The 1,000-nt window shown below is 66.0% G+C and carries 1 protein-coding gene; it reads left to right on the top strand.

Annotation, left to right across the window (positions count from 1 at the left end; all coding sequences use genetic code 11):
- The first annotated feature begins 13 nt into the window (after positions 1-13).
- Positions 14-946 carry an IS5 family transposase gene (locus tag CLG85_RS27120; RefSeq protein ID WP_095882504.1) on the top strand — a complete coding sequence of 311 codons (933 nt, stop codon included), beginning with the start codon at positions 14-16 and terminating at the stop codon, positions 944-946.
- Positions 947-1,000 lie beyond the last annotated feature (54 nt).

Genomic DNA, 1,000 nt, shown 5'->3' on the forward strand with positions numbered 1-1,000 from the left:
CTAGCCGGGCAGCATGAGCAGACCTCCGAAGCCGACCTACAAGACCACCAACTGGCGCAGCTACAATCAGGCGCTGAGGCGGCGCGGATCGCTGACCGTCTGGTTCGATCCCTCGATGCAATGGGAAGCGGCGCCGTCCGGGCGGCGCGGTCGCCAGCAAACCTATAGCGACGCCGCAATCCAGGCCTGTCTCACCCTCAAGGTCCTCCTCGGGCTGCCGCTCCGCCAGACGACGGGGTTCGTGGCGAGCCTGCTGGAACTGTCCGGGCAGGGGTGGTCCATGCCTGACTTCAGCACGCTGTCACGTCGCCAGAAGACCTTGGACGTCACCATCCCGTATCGCGGCTCCAAGGGGGCACTTCACCTGCTAGTGGACAGCACCGGCATCAAGGTGGAGGGCGAAGGCGAGTGGCACACGCGCAAGCATGGCGGCTCGAAGCGGCGTGTGTGGCGCAAGATACACCTCGGGATCGACGAGCAAACATTGGAGATCCGGGCCATCGAGGTCACGTCCAGCAATGTCGGCGATGCGCCGATGCTGCCAGATCTGCTCACCCAGATTCCGGCGGAGGAGGAGATCGCCACGGTGACGGCCGACGGCGCCTACGACACGCGCGCCTGCCACGATGCCATCGCCGCCCGTGACGCGGCAGCGGTCATTCCGCCGAGGCGGACCGCGAGGCCATGGAAGCCGGACACTGCCGGAGCCCGGGCGCGCAACGAAATCCTGCGCGCGTCAAAGCACCTGGGCAGGGCGCTTTGGCGGAACTGGAGCGGGTACCACCGCCGCAGCCGAGTCGAAACGAAAATGAACTGCGTGAAGCAGCTCGGCCAGCGGCTGATGTCACGGGACTTCGACCGCCAAGTGGCAGAGGTCCAGATCCGCGCGGCGGTCATGAACCGCTTCACGGCTCTCGGCATCCCGATGACCGTGGCCGCAGGATAGGTGTGTCTGGGGAAAGGGGGACTGCGGTCACCAGCTGATTTGTCCAACAACGCC

It is taken from the genome of Alloyangia mangrovi, from assembly GCF_002300555.2.
GTDB classification, from domain to species: Bacteria; Pseudomonadota; Alphaproteobacteria; order Rhodobacterales; family Rhodobacteraceae; genus Salipiger; species Salipiger mangrovi.